This window comes from Curtobacterium sp. MCLR17_054, assembly GCF_003234335.2.
Classification (GTDB): Bacteria; Actinomycetota; Actinomycetes; order Actinomycetales; family Microbacteriaceae; genus Curtobacterium; species Curtobacterium flaccumfaciens.
This window is the reverse complement of record NZ_CP126263.1, coordinates 2,471,897-2,491,102: the sequence shown is the minus strand read 5'-3', so window position 1 is coordinate 2,491,102 and position 19,206 is coordinate 2,471,897. Positions and strand designations below refer to the sequence as shown.

General features: G+C 71.6%; 19 protein-coding genes and 1 tRNA gene. 13 read left to right on the top strand and 7 right to left on the bottom strand.

All coding sequences use genetic code 11. From position 1 onward, the window contains the following. Positions 1 to 5 precede the first annotated feature (5 nt). From DEJ08_RS11795 to DEJ08_RS11785, 3 genes are read right to left on the bottom strand one after another with little or no spacing between them, the layout of a single operon-like run. Positions 6 to 1,253: a DUF4350 domain-containing protein gene (locus DEJ08_RS11795; protein ID WP_111055277.1), complete on the bottom strand. Its 1,248-nt coding sequence runs from the start codon at positions 1,251 to 1,253 to the stop codon at positions 6 to 8. Further along, on the bottom strand, positions 1,250 to 1,891 hold the full coding sequence (locus tag DEJ08_RS11790) for a DUF4129 domain-containing protein (RefSeq protein ID WP_111055278.1): 642 nt from the start codon (positions 1,889 to 1,891) through the stop codon (positions 1,250 to 1,252). Before DEJ08_RS11790 ends, DEJ08_RS11795 begins: the two co-directional genes overlap by 4 nt. Then, a complete protein-coding gene (locus tag DEJ08_RS11785; protein WP_181439053.1) occupies positions 1,888 to 3,126 on the bottom strand; it encodes a glycerophosphoryl diester phosphodiesterase membrane domain-containing protein in 1,239 nt (412 codons plus the stop codon). Before DEJ08_RS11785 ends, DEJ08_RS11790 begins: the two co-directional genes overlap by 4 nt. A 329-nt stretch (positions 3,127 to 3,455) precedes the next feature. Between DEJ08_RS11785 and mtrA the strand changes: the two genes are divergently transcribed. The 6 genes from mtrA to secA all read left to right on the top strand — a co-directional run bounded on the left by mtrA (position 3,456) and on the right by secA (position 12,179). Then, entirely contained in the window at positions 3,456 to 4,130 is a 675-nt protein-coding gene (gene mtrA / locus DEJ08_RS11780) for an MtrAB system response regulator MtrA (RefSeq protein WP_017888813.1), read from the top strand. A gap of 5 nt (positions 4,131 to 4,135) precedes the next feature. Further along, entirely contained in the window at positions 4,136 to 5,911 is a 1,776-nt protein-coding gene (gene mtrB, locus DEJ08_RS11775; protein ID WP_258367240.1) for an MtrAB system histidine kinase MtrB, read from the top strand. Next, positions 5,911 to 7,593 carry an LpqB family beta-propeller domain-containing protein gene (locus DEJ08_RS11770; protein ID WP_111055279.1) on the top strand — a complete coding sequence of 561 codons (1,683 nt, stop codon included), beginning with the start codon at positions 5,911 to 5,913 and terminating at the stop codon, positions 7,591 to 7,593. Before mtrB ends, DEJ08_RS11770 begins: the two co-directional genes overlap by 1 nt. 97 nt (positions 7,594 to 7,690) lie before the next feature. Continuing rightward, the gene (locus tag DEJ08_RS11765) at positions 7,691 to 8,353 is read left to right on the top strand and encodes a ComF family protein (protein WP_146248548.1); all 663 of its coding nucleotides are present in this window, start codon (positions 7,691 to 7,693) and stop codon (positions 8,351 to 8,353) included. A 158-nt stretch (positions 8,354 to 8,511) separates the two neighbouring features. Beyond that, positions 8,512 to 9,222, top strand: a complete 711-nt coding sequence (hpf, locus tag DEJ08_RS11760) for a ribosome hibernation-promoting factor, HPF/YfiA family (protein ID WP_071405776.1) — start codon at positions 8,512 to 8,514, stop codon at positions 9,220 to 9,222. Positions 9,223 to 9,392: 170 nt separating this feature from the next. Then, positions 9,393 to 12,179, top strand: a complete 2,787-nt coding sequence (secA, locus tag DEJ08_RS11755; protein ID WP_110865380.1) for a preprotein translocase subunit SecA — start codon at positions 9,393 to 9,395, stop codon at positions 12,177 to 12,179. Between the two features lie 142 nt (positions 12,180 to 12,321). Here the strand turns inward: secA and DEJ08_RS11750 are convergent, their stop codons facing one another. After that, positions 12,322 to 12,762: an Rv3235 family protein gene (locus DEJ08_RS11750; protein ID WP_111055281.1), complete on the bottom strand. Its 441-nt coding sequence runs from the start codon at positions 12,760 to 12,762 to the stop codon at positions 12,322 to 12,324. 118 nt (positions 12,763 to 12,880) lie between these two features. On the opposite strand from DEJ08_RS11750, the gene DEJ08_RS11745 reads away from it, so the two are divergent. Beyond that, positions 12,881 to 14,383, top strand: a complete 1,503-nt coding sequence (locus DEJ08_RS11745; protein ID WP_110865382.1) for a sensor histidine kinase — start codon at positions 12,881 to 12,883, stop codon at positions 14,381 to 14,383. Positions 14,384 to 14,452: 69 nt separating this feature from the next. Here DEJ08_RS11745 and DEJ08_RS11740 read toward each other — a convergent pair whose 3' ends face one another. Beyond that, a complete protein-coding gene (locus DEJ08_RS11740) occupies positions 14,453 to 14,701 on the bottom strand; it encodes a WhiB family transcriptional regulator (RefSeq protein WP_017888820.1) in 249 nt (82 codons plus the stop codon). A 261-nt stretch (positions 14,702 to 14,962) separates the two neighbouring features. On the opposite strand from DEJ08_RS11740, the gene DEJ08_RS11735 reads away from it, so the two are divergent. Next, positions 14,963 to 15,394, top strand: a complete 432-nt coding sequence (locus DEJ08_RS11735) for a hypothetical protein (RefSeq protein ID WP_084741237.1) — start codon at positions 14,963 to 14,965, stop codon at positions 15,392 to 15,394. 79 nt (positions 15,395 to 15,473) lie between these two features. On the opposite strand, the gene bcp is transcribed toward DEJ08_RS11735, so the two are convergent. Then, positions 15,474 to 15,944, bottom strand: coding sequence for a thioredoxin-dependent thiol peroxidase (gene bcp / locus DEJ08_RS11730; RefSeq protein ID WP_111055282.1), 471 nt, complete (start codon positions 15,942 to 15,944; stop codon positions 15,474 to 15,476). Between the two features lie 95 nt (positions 15,945 to 16,039). Here bcp and DEJ08_RS11725 point away from each other — a divergent pair. After that, positions 16,040 to 16,112: transfer RNA gene (locus DEJ08_RS11725), tRNA-Lys, on the top strand. Between the two features lie 121 nt (positions 16,113 to 16,233). Here the strand turns inward: DEJ08_RS11725 and DEJ08_RS11720 are convergent. Then, entirely contained in the window at positions 16,234 to 16,884 is a 651-nt protein-coding gene (locus DEJ08_RS11720; RefSeq protein ID WP_071405779.1) for a YigZ family protein, read from the bottom strand. 101 nt (positions 16,885 to 16,985) lie between these two features. On the opposite strand from DEJ08_RS11720, the gene DEJ08_RS11715 reads away from it, so the two are divergent. The 4 genes from DEJ08_RS11715 to DEJ08_RS11700 all read left to right on the top strand — a co-directional run bounded on the left by DEJ08_RS11715 (position 16,986) and on the right by DEJ08_RS11700 (position 19,182). Next, complete coding sequence (locus DEJ08_RS11715) at positions 16,986 to 17,426, top strand: hypothetical protein (protein ID WP_051596928.1); 441 nt, start codon at positions 16,986 to 16,988, stop codon at positions 17,424 to 17,426. After that, positions 17,423 to 17,884, top strand: coding sequence for an ImmA/IrrE family metallo-endopeptidase (locus DEJ08_RS11710; RefSeq protein WP_111055283.1), 462 nt, complete (start codon positions 17,423 to 17,425; stop codon positions 17,882 to 17,884). The genes DEJ08_RS11715 and DEJ08_RS11710 overlap by 4 nt, the downstream gene beginning before the upstream one ends. Beyond that, positions 17,881 to 18,807, top strand: a complete 927-nt coding sequence (locus DEJ08_RS11705; RefSeq protein ID WP_111055284.1) for a hypothetical protein — start codon at positions 17,881 to 17,883, stop codon at positions 18,805 to 18,807. The genes DEJ08_RS11710 and DEJ08_RS11705 overlap by 4 nt, the downstream gene beginning before the upstream one ends. A 162-nt stretch (positions 18,808 to 18,969) precedes the next feature. Beyond that, positions 18,970 to 19,182, top strand: a complete 213-nt coding sequence (locus tag DEJ08_RS11700; protein ID WP_071405782.1) for an SCO4848 family membrane protein — start codon at positions 18,970 to 18,972, stop codon at positions 19,180 to 19,182. The last annotated feature ends 24 nt before the right edge of the window (positions 19,183 to 19,206 follow it).

The window sequence follows — 19,206 nt, the reverse complement described above, 5'->3', positions numbered from 1 at the left end:
GTCGGTCACGGTCGTGCTCCTGGTCGGTCGGGGTCGGAGGTCGGTCGGTCACCGGAGGTCGCCCGGCGGACGGCGCGTTCGAGGTCGTCGAGCGCGGCGGTGCCGTCGACGAGTGCACGGTCGTCGTCGGTGGTCCCGCCGACGAGCACGGCGCCGACACGGGTGTGCGGGATGCCGGTGGCCTGGGCCGCGGTCCGGACGACCTCGTCGACGTGTGCCGATCGGGGAAGTCCGAGCATCCGGCCGATGCGGCGGACGGCGGCGACGCGCAGGGTGTCGAGGGCGTGGGTGCGGTCACGGGTGCGGGCGTACATCCGGGCGCGACCCTCGGTGGTCTCGGCAGCACGGACGACGACGGGCAACCGCTCGACGACGAGCGGGCCGAGCCGTCGGCCCCGCCAGACACCGGCCGCCACGGCGACGAGGGCGAGCAGTGCGAGGGCGCTCGGGACCCACGGCGGGGCGAGCTCGCCGAGGGTCGGTGCGGCGTCGGGGGTGCCGACCGCCGGGGTGTACCAGACGAGTCGCTCGTCGGCGCCGAGCAGCCCGAGGGCGAGCGCGGCGTTCCCGGCGGTGGCGATCGTGTCGTTCCGGAACGCCGAGGTTGTGCCGAGCAGGGTGACGTCACCGCCCGGGGTCGTGGTGCGCACGAGGCCCCAGACCCGGGAGCCGCCCTCGCCCGTCGGCGCGCACCGTTCGGCGGCGTCGTCGTCCACGGTGTACCCGGAGCCGGCGGTCGTCACCCGGGCAGCCGAGGCCGCCGCCGGGATCCCGCACGAGGCCGTCGAGACGGTGGCGTCACCGTCGATCTGGGCGGGCGGGTCGACCGGGAACCCGAGCAGCGCGTCGAGGCCGGCGCCGCTCGTGCCGACGACCACGACGTGCCGGGCCGTGCGGGCGATGCGTTCCGCGACGGCGGGGTCGAGCGCGCCGTCGGCGTCGTCGATGAACACCGTGCCGCCGTCGATCCCGCCGACGCCGTCGACGGTGTCGGTGACGGAGACCGCGGTGCCCCGCTGTTCGAGCACCCGGACCAGCGCGGCAGAACCACTGGCCGTCGTCGAGGTCGGGTCGAGTGCGCGCGGTGCGTCCGGGTCGGTGCCCTGCACGACGGCGGTCAGCGCGGCGAGCAGGACGCCGACCAGGACGATCGCGACCCAGAACCCGATGCGGAACCGGCGTCCCTCGGCCGGAGCCGGAGCCCGAGCAGGAGTCGATCCGGCGCTCGTCCGCATGGCGGTTTCGGTCGTCATGCCGGCACCACCGGTCCCTCGGCCGGGGCGGGCCGGGCCTGCCGGACGGTCCGCTCGGTGTCGAGCACGCGCAGGGCCGCGGCTTCGTCGGCCTCGGCACCGAGGTACCGGACCGCGTCGAAGGCGGTCGCTGCCGCGTCGAGTGCACCGGCCGACGCGGGGAACGGCACCGCACCCCGCGCGGCGATCGTCCGTGCGGTGGCTCCGGGCACGTCGGGCACCAGGTCGCGTTCGCCGAGCCCCCTGGCGATCGCGCGGAACCCGTCGAGCACCGCTGCCGACCAGTCGGCGCGACGGACGGCGGCCTGGGCCGCTTCGAGGAGTTCCCGGGCGGAGCGCAGGTCGTCGGCGTCGAACACCCCGCCGGTGTCACCGTCACCGGCCCGCGCGCGCCGGCGGGGGAGTCCGCGGGCGACGACGACGAGCACGACGACCGCGACGAGCACCACGATCGCGATCACCAGCGCGGTGCGGGCCGCCGCGGGGGAGTCGATGCTGTCGGCGCGGAGCGACCCGAGCCAGTCGAGGAAGGAGCGCGAGGCACGGTCCCACCACGTCGGCCGGGCACCGTCGTAGGCGGACCGTTCGAGCTCGCGCTCGAGCAGGCGACGCGCCTCGTCCGGGTCGACCGCCGTCACGCGGAGCCGTTCGGCGGCGCCTGGCCCGGACCCTGCTGCCAGGGTTGCTGCTGCTGGCCGGGCTGCCAGGGTTGCTGCTGCTGGCCGGGCTGCCAGGGTTGCTGCTGCTGGCCGGGCTGCCAGGGTTGCTGCTGCTGGCCGGGCTGCCATTGCTGCTGCCCCGGCCACGGCTGCTGCTGCGCCTGCCACTGCTGGCCACCCCACTGCTGCTGCGGCGGCCACGGCGGGCGTGCGACGGGCTCGGACGGGGCGAACGGGTCGGTCGGCTGCCCGGAGTCCAGGTGCGATGCGATCCGCTGGTCGAGGGCCTCGGTGCGGATCCGCCGGTCGATGGCGAGGAACGTGGTGATCGAGGCGCTCAGCACGTCGGTGATGCACTGCACCGCGATCGCGAGCAGGCTGCCGACGACGATGGCGATGACCGCACCGGTGCCGGCTCCCGACGTGCCGCCCGTCTGCCCGAGCGGGTCGAACGTGCCCCCGACGAGCACGGCGCCGATGGTGAGCGGGATCGACGCGATGGACGCTGCGAACCCGAACATCAGCTGCACGAGCAGCAGGATGCCGAAGGTCCGCCAGAAGGCCCCGCGGGTCAGGCGCCACGACTGTGCGGCTGCGGCGAAGACCGGCCGGCCCTCGAGCGCGATGGTCGGGACGGTGAGCACGAAGCGCGTGGCGAGCCACACGACGACGACACCGATGCCGAGCACGAACAGCACGAGCACCAGCACGAACCACCCGGTGCCGGAGTCGGCGGCGCCCATGGCCGCGAACACCCCGAAGAACACGAGCCCGGCCAGGAGCGCGAGGACCACACCGGCCCCGATCTGCACGAGCATCCACGCGACGACGGACCACCGGCGGCCGGCGAGCAGCGCCCACAGCCCCCGGAACGTGGCGCGACGGCCGAGGACCCGCTGCCCGGTGTCGGCGGCGACCGGCGCCACCAGGAACCCGCGACCGAGGTAGGCGAGGAACGGCAGCACGACCGAGAGCAGTGCCGTGAGCGTCAGCGTGCCAGCGACCACCGAGTCGGCACCGCTGCCGCCGTCGAGGGCCGAGAACATCCGCGACTGCAACGCCTGCTGCCCGAAGGTGCTCGCCAGCGTCGAGAGCAGGCCGAGCACACCGCTCAGCAGCACGCTCCAGAGCAGCAGCACGCGGGCGTTCCGGCGGAAGACCGTGAACGCCCCGGCCAGGATGTCCCCGAGACCGAGCGGGCGCAGCGGGATCACCGGACGCGAGCCACCTGAGGGGCCGCCCGGTCGCCCCGGACCCGGCCCCGGGGCGGGCTGCGGCGGCACGGAGAAGCGGGGCGGGCCTCCAGGCTGGGGTCCTGGTCCCTGCGCCGGTCCGGATGCCGGCGGCGTCGGCGCACCCTGCTGCCCACCGCCCGGTGTGTGCCAATCGGACATGACTCCAGCCCCCTCGTCGTGTCGGACCGAGCCAGCGATGCACGGTCCACCCCCATCCTGGCGGAAAACCCGGCGCGGCGGGGCCTCGGCTATCGTGTGGGGACACGTGCCGACCACGGCACCCGCACGCCACCCGGAGTCCAGATCACATGACACCGCGCATCCTCGTCGTCGACGACGACCAGGCCCTCTCCGAGATGATCGGCATCGTGCTCCGCTCCGAGGGGTACGAACCCGAGTTCAGCGCCGACGGCAACGACGCCGTCGACGCGTTCCACGCCACCAAGCCGGACCTCGTCCTGCTCGACGTCATGCTGCCCGGCATCGACGGCATCGAGGTGTGCAAACGCATCCGTGCCGAGAGCGGCACGCCGATCATCATGCTCACGGCGAAGAGCGACACCGCCGACGTCGTCCTCGGGCTCGAGAACGGTGCCGACGACTACGTCGTGAAGCCCTTCAACCCGAAGGAGCTCGTCGCGCGCATCCGGACCCGCCTGCGGCCGAGCGCGTCCGACGCCACCGTGCTGCACGTCGGCGACGTCACGGTCGACGTCGCCGGGCACGAGGTGCGCCGCGGTGACACCGTGATCGCGCTCACGCCGCTCGAGTTCGACCTGCTCCGGGCGCTCGCCGAGAAGCCGAACCAGGTGTTCACCCGCGAGATGCTGCTCGAGCAGGTCTGGGGCTACCACTACAAGGCGGACACCCGCCTGGTCAACGTGCACGTGCAGCGGCTCCGCGCGAAGATCGAGCACGACCCGGACAACCCGAAGACCGTCACCACGGTCCGCGGCGTCGGGTACCGCGCCGGAGGAGCCTGAGCACCGTGCCGCCCTCGACGCGCCCGTCGGGCTCGGCACGCTCCGGCCGGGCCGGCGGCGCCGGCCGGGCCACCGGCGCCGGTGGGTCCGGCGGTGCCAGCGGTGCCGGTGGGGCCGGCAGCACCACCGTCTCGATCGGCGTCGTCGACCGCAGCCGCCGCCGGATGCGGCGCTGGCTCCGACGTGCCTGGCGTCCGATCGCCTACCTGTGGCGGCGCTCGCTCATGTTCCGCTCGGTCGCCATCACCGTGATGACGACCGGGCTCGCGGTGGCGATCATCGGCACCGCGGTCATGGTGAGCATCTCGACGAACGTCTACTCGCAGCGCCGCGACCAGATCGAGTCCGAGTCCGCACGGGCCACCATCGTCGCCCAGGGGATCTTCGACGCGGCCACGGCAGCTGAGGACAACAACCAGTCCGAGCTCGAGACCCTGCAGAACGAGGCCCAGCAGGCGATCCTGTCGAACACGACGAGCCCGGGCGGCACGAGCATCGCCATCGAGCGGAGCCCGGACCAGTCCACCCCGCAGACGCTGCAGACCATCGCCAGCCAGGACTTCCCGGACGCGGTGATCACCGATGCCCTGCGCAAGGAGGTCGCGCAGAACACCGGTCGGCTCAGCCTGCAGCCCGTCGAACTCGACGACGACGGGCGCCGGGTGCCGGGGCTCGCCGTCGGCTCCACGCTGCAGATCCCGAGCGCCGGCCAGTACGAGCTCTACCTGGTCTACGACCTCTCCGACGCGCAGCAGACCCTGGACTTCGTCTCCCAGACCCTCTCCATCGGCGGTGTGGCGCTCATGGTGCTCATCGCCCTGGTCACCTCGCTCGTCGTCCGGCTCGTCGTCGTGCCGATCCGCGGAGCCGCCGAGACGAGCCGGAAGATCGCCGCGGGGCGCCTCGACGAGCGCATCCCGGTGCGCGGCCAGGACGACCTGGCGACCCTGGCACGGAGCTTCAACGGGATGGCCGAGGCGGTCAGCCGCCAGATCACCCAGCTCGCCGAGCTCTCCCGCGTGCAGCAGCGGTTCGTCTCCGACGTGTCGCACGAGCTCCGTACCCCGCTCACCACGATCCGGCTCGCCGGCGACATGCTCTACGACTCCCGGCACGCGTTCGAACCGTCGGTCGGCCGGTCCGCCGAGCTCCTGCACGCCCAGGTGGAGCGCTTCGAGATGCTCCTCGCCGACCTGCTCGAGATCTCCCGGTACGACGCCCAGGCGGTGCAGCTCGACACAGCACCCGTCGTGCCGGCCTCCCTCGCCGCGGACATCGTCGAGGAGTTCCGCCCGCTGGCCGAGCGCGCCGGCATCGACCTGCAGCTCGCGACCCCCGGCGGCCACACCACGATGCGGCTCGACGCCAAGCGGGTCCGACGGATCCTGCGCAACCTCGTCGGCAACGCCATCGAGCACGGTGACGCGAAGCCCGTGCAGGTCGTCGTCGACAGCGACGCACGCACCGTCGCCATCGCCGTCCGCGACCAGGGCGTCGGCATGCCGCCGGAGGACGCCGCACGGGTGTTCGACCGCTTCTGGCGGGCCGACCCGAGCCGCAAGCGCACCATCGGCGGCACCGGCCTCGGCCTCGCGATCAGCCTCGGCGACGCGAAGCTCCACGGCGGACGCATCGACGTGTGGTCCCGACCGGGCGAGGGATCGACGTTCGTGCTCACCCTGCCCCGCAACGAGCAGGGCACCACCGCCACCTCGGCCATCCCGCTGCCCGAGCTCGACGAGTCGTACGACGGCCCCCGCGCCGTGCGAGAGGAGTCCTGATGCGCCACCGGATCCGCCACGTCCTCGCCGTCGCGCTCGCCTCGGTCAGCCTGCTCGCGGTCACCGCCTGTGCGGCCATCCCGACCGACGGTGCCGTGCGCACCGGGCAGACCATCAAGGACGAGTCGCTCTCGGGCGTCGACTTCCGGCCGGACAAGCCGATCACCGGGTCCGACCAGACGGCGATCCTCCGCGGGTTCATCGCCGCCGCCACCGGTGCCCAGGACAACTACGCGATCGCCCGGCAGTTCCTGGCCGCCGACTTCGCCCAGCGGTGGAACCCGCGGCAGGGCGTCACGATCCGGGACGGCAGCGGCACCGTCGAGCGCGCCGACGACCGCGAGCTCACCTACACGATGACGGCCAGTGCCACGGTCGACTCCGACGGGGAGTACACCCAGGCGGTGCGCCCGACCTCGTCGACGCTGACGTTCCAGTTCGTCCGCGAGGACGGCGAGTGGCGCATCGCCTACGCCCCGGACGGCATCATCCTGTCGCCGGTCAGCTTCGAGTCGGTGTTCCAGTCGCACGCCCTGTACTTCTACGACCCGACCTACCGCTTCCTGGTGCCCGACCAGCGCTGGTTCCTCGCTCGGTCCTCCACCAGCACCCGCATCGCCAGCGCCCTGCTCGCCGGCCCCGCCGACTGGCTGAAGGGCGCCGTCGTCTCGTCGTTCCCGGAGGGCACCCAGCTGTCCCTCAACGCGGTGACGATCGACAGCGGCACCGCCCTGGTCGACCTGTCGAGCGACGCCCTCCGTGCGAGCACGGTCGACAAGGTCCGGATGCGCGAACAGCTCAGCAAGTCCCTCGCCTCGGTCGCCACCATCTCGTCGGTGTCGATGACGATCGAGGGCGCGACGCTGTCGGTGCCGGACTCCGGGGGAGCCGACGCCCAGCAGAACCCCGACGTCGACCCCCGACCCCTGGTCGACGAGGACGGCGTCGTCGGCTACGCCGCCTCGGGCACCGGCAAGGTCGCCGAGCTCGGCAGCGGCGTCGGGGCCGCGATCGCCGGCCTCGACCCGACCTCGATCGCCCTGTCGGCGTCCGGCACCACCGCCGCCGTCGGCAACCGGGACGGCGTCGTCGTCGTGCGCGGCAAGGACCGCCTGCGCGTCGACGCCCGCGAGGACCTCGTCGCCCCCGCCGTCGACGACCTCGGCTTCGTCTGGGTGGGGCAGCAGTCCGACACCCGTCACATCACCGCGTACGGCCTCGGTGGCGACCCCCACCAGGTGCGCACCACGTTGCCGCGCGGCGACCTCGTGTCGTTCCAGGTGTCCCGCGACTCCACCAGGGCCCTCGCACTCATCGAGACCGCGGACGGCCCCGGCCTGTACGTGATGGCGATCATCCGCGGGTCCGACCGGTCACCGACCTCGTTCGGCGCCCCGGTCCGCGTGCAGGCCGCCAGCGGCACCACGGTCGACGCCACGTGGGTGAACGACACCGACGTCGCCTCGGTCGGGCAGACGCCGACCGGTCCGAACATCGTCCGCACCACCATCGGCGGCAAGTCGAGCACCCTGCCGAAGCCCGACGGGCGCGCCACCGCGATCAGCGGCGGCAGCGGCGGCGCGCTGCTGCTCCGGATGTCGAGCGGCGACGTCCTGCAGTCCACCGGGGGCGGCTGGGACTCGACGGGCGTCACCGCCGACGTGCTCGGCGTCCAGCGCTGACGCCACCGTCCTCCACACCCCGCCCTGCCTGGAGGCCCGTCCACCGTCCGGCACGCCGGCCCACCGCCGTCGTCCGGTCAGCACCACAGTCGTGGGCATGCCCCCTGACGACGCCCCCACCCCGTGGCGTGACGCCCTGCTCGCCGTGCTCGGGCTCGTCCTGCCCGTCGCCTGCCTGGGCTGCGGCCGCCCGGACCGCGCGCTCTGCCCACCGTGCCGCGCGGCGCTCGACGCACGGCCCCGGCGGGTCCGGCTGGTCGCCGGCGTCCGGCTCGACGCGGCCTTCGAGTACGAGGGGCTGGTCCGCACCCTGGTGCTCGAACTCAAGCTCCGGGGCCGGGTCGACGTCGCCCGTCCGCTCGGCGTCCGCTTCGGTGTCCTCGTCCGCGCGGCGCTCGCCGCGGCCCCGGACGGCGCCGTGGTGCTCCGGGTGCCGCCGTCCCGCGCGGGTGCCCGACGCCGTGGGTTCGACCCGGTGGTGCTGCTGCTCGCCCGTGGTGGTGTCCGGCACACGGGGCGCCTCGGCCGGACCCCTGCCGGACGACGGCGATCCGGACCCGGGCAGAAGGAGCGGTCGGCGGTGGAACGCGTCGCCGCGACCGTCGGGACCCTGCGGGCAACCGGTGTCGACGGCCGCGACGTCGTGCTCGTCGACGACGTCGTGACGACGGGCGTCACGATGGCCGAGGGCGTCCGAGCGGTGCGGGCGGCGGGTGGTCGGGTGGTGCGCTGCGTCGCCGTGGCGAGCGTCGACGACTGACGCTCGGTGAACACCCGGTGGCCGCTGTGTGTCCGGTGAGTGTCCGACGGACTCGCCGCCTCCCCGTGACGCCGAGGGTGCGCCGGGTCTAGCCTCGCGACAAGGCGTTCGGGTCGCCGGACGGAGGCGACGCGCCGACACTGGATGGGAGCCGCCACATGGACGTGACGATCACGGGCCGGAACGTCGGGGTCACCGACCGTTTCCGCACCTACGTCGAACAGAAGTCCGAGAAGATCGACGTGCTCGCCGACCGCGCCCTCGCCTTCGAGGTGCGCATCAGCCGCCACCACGAGAAGTCGAGCGGCAGCCAGGGCGAGGACCGCGTGGAGCTCACGCTGATCGGACCGGGGCCGCTCGTACGGGCCGAGTCCGCGGCGTCGGACAAGTACGCCGCCTTCGACCTCGCCTTCGCGCGGATCATGGAACGCCTCCGTCGGGCGCGTGACCGCCGCAAGGTGCACCACGGTCGGCACCGCCCCACCTCGGTCGCCGAGGCCGCCGGCAGCGGCTTCGACGGCATGGGCGTCGTCCCGGCCGACGGCAAGCTCATCGAGGACGTCGCGACCGGTGCCGTCCCGGTCGTCGATCAAGAGGCCGCCGAGGACGAGAACGAGGTCTACAGCCCGGTCGTCATCCGGCACAAGGTCTTCGAGGCGGCCCCGATGACGGTCGACGACGCCCTGTACTACATGGAACTCGTCGGGCACGACTTCTACCTGTTCCTCGACGCCGAGACCCGCCGCCCGAGTGTCGTGTACCGACGCAAGGGCTGGGACTACGGCGTGATCGGCATCGACGAGGTGCCCGCAGGCCAGGCGCCGGCCGCGGTCGACACCGACGCGGAGCGCGCAGCCGCGATCGCCTGATCCGACTCGGGGCCTCCGGTCCCGCACCGTGTGCGCGGTCCTTTCGCGGGCCGCGCACACCCGTGTCCGCGACAGCCGCGCCGCTCACAGCGCCGTGGGTTCGCGGGTTGCTAGCATGACTGGTCGATCGGGCGTGCAGGTCGCGCGCGACGACCTCGTAAGGAGTTCACGTGGCAAACGTGCTGGAGAAGGTCCTCCGCATCGGCGAAGGACGAACCCTCCGCCGGCTGAAGGCGTACGCCTCGGCCATCAACGACCTCGAGGACGACTTCTCGAGCCTCACCGACGAGGAACTCCACGACGAGACCAAGGAGCTGCGCGAGCGGTACGCCAACGGCGAGACCCTCGACGACCTCCTGCCCGAGGCGTTCGCCGCCGTGCGTGAAGCCGCGAAGCGGACCCTGGGCATGCGGCACTTCGACGTGCAGCTCATGGGTGGCGCGGCGCTGCACCTCGGCAACATCGCCGAGATGAAGACCGGTGAGGGCAAGACCCTCGTCGCGACGACCGCCGCCTACCTCAACGCGATCCCGTCGCGCGGTGTGCACGTCATCACGGTCAACGACTACCTGGCGTCGTACCAGTCCGAGATCATGGGCCGCGTCTTCCGCGCGCTGGGCATGACCACCGGCTGCATCATCGCGAACCAGACCCCGGCCGAGCGCCGCGAGCAGTACGCCGCCGACATCACGTACGGCACGAACAACGAGTTCGGCTTCGACTACCTGCGCGACAACATGGCGTGGCAGGCGTCCGACATGGTGCAGCGAGGCCACTTCTTCGCCGTCGTGGACGAGGTCGACTCGATCCTCATCGACGAGGCCCGCACGCCGCTCATCATCTCCGGTCCGTCCTCGGGCGAGGCCAACCGCTGGTTCACCGAGTTCGCCTCGATCGCCAAGCGCCTCACCCCGGGCGAGGACTACGAGGTCGACGAGAAGAAGCGCACCGTCGGTGTCCTCGAGCCCGGCATCGAGAAGGTCGAGGACTACCTCGGCATCGAGAACCTGTACGAGTCGGCGAACACCCCGCTCATCTCGTTCCTCAACAACTCCATCAAGGCCGTCGCCCTGTTCAAGAAGGACAAGGACTACGTCGTGATGAACGGCGAGGTGCTCATCGTCGACGAGCACACCGGCCGCATCCTGATGGGCCGCCGCTACAACGAGGGCATCCACCAGGCGATCGAGGCGAAGGAAGGTGTCGAGGTCAAGGCCGAGAACCAGACCCTCGCCACCGTCACGCTGCAGAACTACTTCCGCCTCTACCAGAAGCTCTCCGGCATGACCGGTACCGCCGAGACCGAGGCGGCCGAGTTCATGTCGACCTACAAGCTCGGCGTCGTGCCCATCCCGACGAACAAGCCGATGCAGCGCATCGACCAGACCGACCTCGTCTACAAGAACGAGAAGGCGAAGTTCGAGCAGGTCGCCGAGGACATCGCGGAGCGCCACGAGAAGGGCCAGCCCGTCCTCGTCGGCACCACGAGCGTCGAGAAGTCCGAGTACCTGTCGAAGCTCCTCGCCAAGCAGGGCGTCAAGCACGAGGTCCTCAACGCGAAGAACCACGCACGTGAAGCCGCGATCGTTGCCCAGGCCGGTCGCTTCGGCGCCGTGACCGTCGCGACGAACATGGCCGGTCGTGGTACCGACATCATGCTCGGTGGCAACGCCGAGTTCCTCGCCGTGCAGGAGATGCACGCCAAGGGCCTGTCGCCGACCGAGACCCCCGACGAGTACGAGGCCGAGTGGGACGACGTGTTCGCCCGCGTCAAGGCCGAGGTCGAGGAAGAGGGCGACAAGGTCCGCGCCGTCGGCGGCCTGTACGTGCTCGGCACCGAGCGCCACGAGTCGCGCCGCATCGACAACCAGCTGCGTGGTCGTTCCGGCCGTCAGGGTGACCCGGGCGAGAGCCGCTTCTACCTGTCGCTGACCGACGACCTGATGCGCCTGTTCAACTCCGGTGCCGCCGAGAGCCTGATGGGTCGATCGAACGTGCCGGACGACCTGGCGATCGAGAACAAGCTCGTCGGCCGTGCGATCCGGTCCGCCCAGGCGCAGGTCGAGGGCCGCAACGCCGAGATCCGCAAGAACGTCCTGAAGTACGACGACGTCCTGAACCGCCAGCGCGAGGCGATCTACAGCGACCGCCGCCACATCCTCGAGGGCGACGACCTGCACGACCGCGCGCAGTCGTTCCTCAAGGCCGTCATCGACGACGTGATCGACAGCCACACCGGCGAAGGCTCCCCGGACGACTGGGACCTCGACGCCATGTGGACCGAGCTCGGCACGCTCTACCCGATCTCGATCTCCATCGACGAGGTCATCACCGAGGCCGGCTCGAAGGGCAAGGCATCGCGTGACTTCCTGGCCCGCGAGATCCTCTCCGACGCCAAGCTGGCCTACCAGCAGCGCGAGGAGCTCCTCGGCGACGAGGCGATGCGTGAGCTCGAGCGTCGCGTGGTGCTCTCGGTGATCGACCGCCGCTGGCGCGACCACCTGTACGAGATGGACTACCTCAAGGACGGCATCGGCCTCCGCGCGATGGCGCAGCGCGACCCGCTGGTCGAGTACCAGCGCGAGGGCTACGCCCTGTTCCAGACGATGATGGGGCAGATCCGCGAGGAGTCCGTGGGCTACCTCTTCAACCTCGAGGTCCAGGTGCAGTCCGACGGCGAGAACGCGGTGATCGAGGCCAAGGGCCTCGGCGAGGACGAGGTCTCCGGCCTCGAGTACTCGGCACCGTCGATCGACGGCGAGGTCGAAGTCCGCGACGAAAAGGGTCGCCTCGAGCAGGCCGCGACCGCTCGTGCGCAGCGCGCCCAGGCCGAGGCTGAGGCCGAAGCGGTCGCCGAGCCGGAGCAGGGCTCCGCGTTCGGCAACGCGGCCACCGCCTCCGGTCAGGCCGCGGCGAGCAACCGCGCCGAGCGTCGCCAGGCGGCCAAGAAGAACTAGCGTCCGCGCGCGAGCGCATCGTGAGCAGGAATGGTCGGGTCCCACATCGGGACCCGACCATTCCTGCTCACCGAGCGTGACCGACGACGGACGGGAGGCCCGGTGCCAGCTGGCACCGGGCCTCCCGTCCGTCCGCCACCGGCTACAGGACCCCGATCGCGGTCGCCTGCCACCGTCCGTGTCGCTCTTCGAGCCGCATGGCGACCGCCCGCGCGTGGCTGCGCGCGTGCACGACCACCGTCGCCTCGGCGACGCCCGCCGCGGGGCGGCAGACGAGCACGCTGCCGACCCGGAGCACCGGGCGTCCGCGTGCCCGCCGACCGGAGCCCCGGGCGTGCGCTGCCACCGCGGCCCGCTGCTGCAGGTGCCGCTGCACGTCGTCGCTGATCCACCGGGCGATGCTGTCGACGTCCCGCGCGCCGGTGAGCACCTCGGCGACGCAGAGCCCGAGCGCCCGTGCGGTCGTCGCCGGGCCCGCGAGGCCGGTCGCCGTGGCGGGCTCCGGTGCCGGTTCGACGATCCGCAGCGGCGGCGGGTGCGCCGTCGTCGTCTCGTGATCGATGCGGCGTGCCTGCTCTGCCACCCCTGCCCCTTCCGTCGTTGGAGCGAGCGTATGGGGCGTGCGACATACGAAATACACACCGGTCTACCCTGTGGAGAGGGCGACGTTCTCCACAAGGCAGCGGACCTAGACTGGCTGGGTGTCGACCCTCAGTGACCTCGTCCTCGCGCAAGGCCGTTCCTCGGAAGCAGACGTGGAGTGGCTCCACCTGCTCGTGGGGGACTGGCAGCTCCTCGCCGACCTGTCCTTCGCCGACATGGTGCTCTGGGTCCCGACCGCCGAGGACGGCTCGTTCGTGGCCGTGGCACACGCCCGGCCGAGCTCCGCGGCGACGCTGTTTTACCGGGACATCGTCGGGCAGGAGATCCGCGAGGAGTGGCGCGGCCAGGTGACGGAGAGCTTCGCCGGGTCCCGGGTCGTCGACTCCGCCGAGCCGGACTGGTACGAGGACACCCCGACCCGCGTCCGCGCGATCCCGGTGCTCCGCCGCCTGAGCGCGAAGAGCGCCGAGACGACCGAGCGACCGATCGCAGTCGTCACCCGGCACTCCAACCAGGACGAGATGCGGACCCCGAGCCGCCAGGAACTCAACTTCACCGCGAGCGCGAACGACCTGTTCGGCATGATCGCCACCGGTGACTTCCCCGACCTCGGCGCACCGGCGGGCCCCCGTCGTGGTGCGCCTCGTGCCAGCGACGGCCTGCTGCGCCTCGACACCGCCGGCATCGTCACGTTCGCGAGCCCGAACGGCCTGAGCGCGTTCAACCGCATGGGCTTCGAGGGCGAGCTCGAGCGGAAGTCCCTCGCCGAGGTCACCACCGAGCTCATCGGCGCCCAGCTCGACGTCGACGAGTCCCTGCCGCTCGTCGTCACCGGCCGCGCACCGTGGCGGGCGGACATCGAGTCGAAGGGCGTCACAGTGTCGCTCCGCTCGATCCCGCTCCGGGACCACGGTGAGCGCATCGGTGCCATCGTGCTCTGCCGCGACGTGTCCGAGCTGCGGCACCAGGAGCGCGAGCTCATCACCAAGGACGCCACGATCCGCGAGATCCACCACCGCGTGAAGAACAACCTGCAGACCGTGGCGTCCCTGCTGCGGATCCAGGCCCGTCGTACGCACTCGGACGAAGCGCGGACCTCGCTGCAGAACGCCATGCGCCGCGTCGCCGCCATCGCCGTCGTGCACGACACCCTGTCGAGCGGGCTCAGCCAGACCGTGGACTTCGACGAGGTGTTCGACTCGGTGCTCAAGCTCGTGACCGAGGTCGCCGCGTCGCACAACACCACCGTGCACCCGAAGAAGACCGGCGAGTTCGGGGTGCTGCCCTCCGAGGCTGCGACGCCGCTCGCACTCGGCCTCACCGAACTCGTGACGAACGCCGTCGAGCACGGGCTGGACGGCCGCGACGGCGAGGTCGAGATCGTCGCCCGCCGCTTCGACGACCACCTGGAGATCGAGGTCCGCGACAACGGCGTGGGGCTCCCCGAAGGCAAGGTCGGCTCGGGCCTCGGCACGCAGATCGTCCGTACGCTCATCCAGGGCGAGCTCGGCGGCACCATCGACTGGCACACCCTGACCGGCAGCGGCACCGAGGTGACGATCACCATCCCGTTCCGCTGGCTGACCGCCCCCGCCGCCTGACGCCGCACGCACGACGACGCCCGCCGCCCCCGAGGGGACGACGGGCGTCGTGGTGTCAGACGACCGGGGTCAGGACGCGCGGCGAGCGCGGGCGGCGCGACGCTTCAGCGCACGACGCTCGTCCTCGCTGAGACCACCCCAGACACCCGAGTCCTGGTTGTTCTCGAGTGCGTACTGCAGGCACATCTCGGTGACCGTGCAACGCGCACAGACCGACTTGGCCTTCTCGATCTGGTCGACGGCGGGCCCGGTGTTCCCGACGGGGAAGAAGAGCTCGGGGTCTGCGGTGAGGCAGGCAGCCTTGTCACGCCAGTCCATGTGTGGTGCTCCTTGATGTCGATGCTCGAACGGCAGGCCGGGGCCGTGGTTCGGGGGATCGGACCGCTGACCATGCATGCGGCATGGAGGGGACAACTGTGGGGAGGAGTCCGCAGGAAGCGTGTCTGACGCCCGCGAGACGCTCGGGGGAGGAGCGATGAACCACGGGAGACGCACACCACATCGTGCCGTCCAAACGACCTCCAATATCGTTCCATACTGGTAGGGCCAAATCAAGGGTTCCGATGCTGGAGGATCACTGTGCACGACGACACCCCGAACGACACCGAACCCTCCGCACCCGTCGCGCGCCGGTCGCCGGCGATGCTGGGGCTGCTCGCCGTGGTCGGCCTCGAGTTCCTCGCGCTGGTGGTCGTGACCGTGGTCCTGGTCGTCGAACTGGTCGTCGCCCCGGCCACGAGCATCGCCTCCGGCATCGCCCTCACCGTCCTCGTCGCCATCGCTGCGCTCTGGCTCGGCGCGCTGCTGAACGGCCTGTGGCAGGGCCGGGCGTGGGTGCGCTCCGGCATCATCGTCTGGCAGGTCCTGCAGGGCGCCATCGCGATCGGGGCGTTCCAGGGCGTCTTCCGGGTCGCCGCGGTCGGCTGGGTGCTGCTCGTCCCGGCCCTGCTCGGCATCACGCTGGTGCTGTCGCGGTCGGTGACGGCCGCGCTCGCGCGTCCGGCCGAGTAGACAGTCTGGTCCGCCACGCACTGGAGGCCCGGTGCCGGTTCTCGGAACCGGCACCGGGCCTCCAGTGCGTGGCCGGCCCTCAGACCAGGCCGAGCTTCTTCCGCAGGCTCGCCACGTGCCCGGTGGCCTTGACGTTGTAGAGCGGCAGCTGGACGGTGCCGTCCTCGTCGACCACGATCGTGGACCGGATCGTGCCGGTGACGATCTTGCCGTAGTTGTTCTTCTCGCCCCAGGCCGCGTAGGCCTTGTGCACGGCGAGGTCGGGGTCGCTCAGCAGCGGGAAGGTCAGCGCCTGCTCGTGCTGGAACGTCTTGAGCTTCGCCTGCTCGTCCTTCGAGACGCCGAGGACCTCGTAGCCGGCGGCCTGCAGCGTGGACATGTTGTCGCGGAAGTCGCAGGCCTCGGTGGTGCAGCCCGGGGTGGACGCCGCCGGGTAGAAGTACACGATGACCTTCTTGCCGCGGAGGGCAGCGAGGGAGTGCTCGACGCCGTCCTGGTCGGGCAGCGTGAAGTCGGGGGCGGTGTCGCCGGGGACGAGACGGTCGGTCATGGTGCTCCTGTTCGCGTCGTGCGCCCGCGAGTGGTCGTGGGCGCGCGAAACCCATGCTATTGTTGATTCCCGTTGCGGCACGGAAGCCGGAACATGCACCTCTAGCTCAATTGGCAGAGCAACTGACTCTTAATCAGTGGGTTCTCGGTTCAAGTCCGAGGGGGTGCACCGCAGGACGAACGCCCCGGCTCATCGAGTCGGGGCGTTCGTGCGTTCCGGGCAGGTTTCCACGCCGATGCCGAGACACGCCCGAGGTGTGCAGGAACTGCGAATTCAGTCGGCGCGGACGTCAGCCGGCGCGGACGTCGACGATCCGCTCCTCGCCGATGACGGGTTCGAGCGAACCGGCCGACGCGGCGGCGAGGTCGGCGGTCAGGGCGCCGAGCGCCTCGTGGGGGACCCACACCTCGAAGGTCGCCGCCTGCCCGTACTCGGTCGGGCCGAGCGTCGCGTGGTGGTGCCGGACCCAGTCGCGCAGCACGTTGTCGAGCCGCCCGGCGTCGGCGTGGTCGACGTCGAAGCGCACCTGCGTCAGGGCCTCGCGACGGACGAGGACCGCCGTGTCGAGCGCCTCGGACACCGAGGTCGAGTAGGCCCGGACCAGTCCGCCGGCACCGAGCTTGACCCCGCCGAAGTACCGCGTGACGACCGCGACGACGTCGGTCAGCCCGCGGCGTCGCAGGACCTCGAGCATCGGGACGCCCGCGGTGCCGGAGGGCTCCCCGTCGTCCGAGGAACGGGCCTGGTCGCCGAGCACGCCGGTGACCATCGCCGTGCAGTTGTGCCGGGCGTCCCAGTACCGACGGCGGACCTCGGCGATGACGCGGTCGGCGTCCTCGACCCCGGACACCGGCGCGACGGTCGTGATGAACCGCGACTTCGTGATGACGATCTCGTGCTCGACCGGTGCCGCGACGGTGGCGGGGAAGCGGCGGGGCATGCCCACGAGGGTAGCGGCGCGCGTGCCGGGCACCCGCGCTAGCATGGCGTCCACGCGCCGGACCCACAGGTCCCGCGGACACGGCTGGGGAGGAGTCCGAGATGGACACGGGTGATCTGAAGGGCGGGGCGCTCGACGCCGCCGAGCTCGCGCGCCGCCTCAACCTGCTCCTCGACTTCGAGGAGTCGCAGCGTGGCGCCCCGGTGCCGTTCTCCTCGATCGAGGAGTACGTCGCGGCGCATGGCGGCTCGCTGTCGCGGGCGAAGTGGACCTACATGCTCTCCGGCGACGGCCGCCGCAACCGCGACACCGAGCTCCTGCGCCTGCTGGCCGGGTACTTCGAGGTCGACGAACGCTTCCTGCTCGAGGACAGCGAGGTGCCGGAACGGATTGGTGCCCAGCTCGCACTCGTCCGGTCCCTGCGCTCCGCCCGCGTGAGCGGCTTCGCGGCCCGGACCTTCCCCGGTGAGCTCTCACCCGACGCGCTGCGGCGCATCGCCGAGGTGCTCGAGGAGGAATCGCAGCGGGGGAGCGTCGCATGACCGACGCCCTCGTCGAGGCGTTCTGGGCTCGTGGTGCCGCCGAGGGGTGGTCGGACGTCGACCAGGCCGTCGTCGCCGCCGCTGACGTCGTCGGCAAGCCGATCGTGGTGCGCGAGGAGTCGTTCCTCGCCGCCGAACCCGTGTGCGGCTTCGTGGCCACCCTCGAGCACGCGCACCTCGTGATGATCTCGCCGACGACCTCGCCGACGTTCCGGTCGTTCGTGATCGGGCACGAGCTCGGGCACGTCCTGCACCGGCACCAGGAACACGCCCCGCAGAGCGCCTACATCCGTGACGTCATCCCCGACCTGCCCGAGTACAAGGTCGAGCGGGCACTCGCCCGTGGGCTGTTCTCGAACACCTACGAGCACGAGGCCGAGGTCTTCGCCGACCGCCTGGCCACCGTGATCCGCCAGCACCGCGGCCGCCCGAGCGCCTTCCGCGGGGTCTTCGGGTGATCATCGCCGTCGTCCAGGCGGTGCTGCTCATCGTCGGGACGATCGTGCTGTTGGTCCTGCAACGCGGGCAGGACCGCACCCTGGCGTTCACGTTCCTGCTCTTCGCCGCCACCATCGTGACGAACGTCGACCCGCTGTACCGGTGGCTCGACCCGCTGCTCGGCGGGTTCAACGTCGTCACCGTCATCAGCGACTGCCTCATGGTGGCCGGCACGAGCACGCTGCTGTGGGGCGTGGCGAAGGCGGTCGGCGCGGCGCGGCCCTGGCTCCGGAACGCGGTCGTGGTGTCGTTCGCCGTGGTCGTCGTGGTGGTCGTCGTCGCGTTCACCGTGCTCGACAAGCCCGCGACCACGACGACCTTCATGCTCGACGCCGGCTCGCATCCGGCTGCCACCGTCTACTCGATCGCGCAGACCGTGTACCTCGGCGTGGCCCTCGGCGCCACGGGGTTCATCTGCGTGCTCCGGCTGCGCGAGGCCCGGACGACCACCGACCTGGTGGGGCTGTGGGTCCTGGTCCTCGGCGGGGTGCTCGGGGTCGTCCGCATGGTCGTGGTGGTCGTGATGGACGTCGCCCACGTCGCCGGCGACCTGGACGTCACGCACGCGCTCTCGCTGCCCTACGACATCACCACGCCGGGGGCCGTGCTGTGCGTGGCGTCCGGCATGCTCCTGCTCGTCTTCGGGCACCGGATCTCCCGCCGCCGCCGTGCCCGCCGTGTGGACGATGCGCTCCGCCGCCTGGCACCGCTGCACGAACGGATCGGCGTGGACAACGCCTACCCGCCGACCGACGACCCCGCGACCCGGCTCAGCCGCCGCATCGTCGAGATCAACGACGGCGTCCGGGGTGCACGGGCGTCCCTGACCGACGCCGAGCGTGCCGCCCTCGCCGACGCCGAGGCCGCGCTCGAGACGGCGTAGTCCCTCGACGCTGCCGGACAGGCCGTGTACAGTCTGTAGCAAGTGCTACAGATCCTGTGGCCTGCCGGGTCGGGACTCGGCCGCGTTGGGGGCGGCCGAGCACCACCCGCCCGGCGTCGCCGGACCGGCATCGTCGCCGCGAACGTTCACTAGGATCGTCCCGTGCTCGTCTTCGCCGCAGTCGTCCTGTTCATCGGCGCCGTCTTCAACGTCGTCACCTGGCCGCGCTTCTTCCAGCGTGTCGCGAAGGACTCCCGTGCCCGCGACGCCGCCGGCAAGCCGACGACGTTCTACACGGTGCACCTCGTGCTCCTGCTCATCGCGCTCGCCATCGCCCTCGCGTCCGTGATCGCCGGGATCCTGCTGCTGGTCTGAGCACGCCGCTTCAGCCCTGCTTCA